We start from the raw sequence: 348 nt of genomic DNA, 5'->3' as shown, positions 1-348 counted from the left end.
TTAATTGGCTTGTGTTTACCAATATTTGCAGCAATGTTAAATGGTGGTTCTTCACCATCTAATCGTCGGATATTCCTATTGTCATTACCTATTAGCTGTATGGTTTTACATCTGATGAATCAGTTGGATACTTTAACTAAACGCGATTATTTTTGGTTCTTTATGACTGGTCTAATTTCCGGTCTGTCTCTATTCATTATCAGTAATTTTAACTTAAACAGTCGCTATGGTATGATGATTGCTTTGTATTTTGCTTCATTAGCCTTAATCTGGACGATACAATCAAATATTTTCCTTAAACCAGTATGGTTAGTTCTATTAATTATCGTTAATTCATTTTTCTTGGTA

1 pseudogene is annotated in these 348 nt (G+C 31.9%); it reads left to right on the top strand.

The features are described from left to right. Positions 1-348: pseudogene (locus tag CP370_RS09655) on the top strand (glycosyl transferase); the annotation flags it as partial.

The sequence above is a fragment of the Lactobacillus sp. UMNPBX19 genome, assembly GCF_002553805.1.
Lineage (GTDB): Bacteria > Bacillota > Bacilli > Lactobacillales > Lactobacillaceae > Lactobacillus.
Note: the sequence above shows the minus strand (reverse complement) of the source record. Positions and strands in the feature narration are given on the sequence as shown.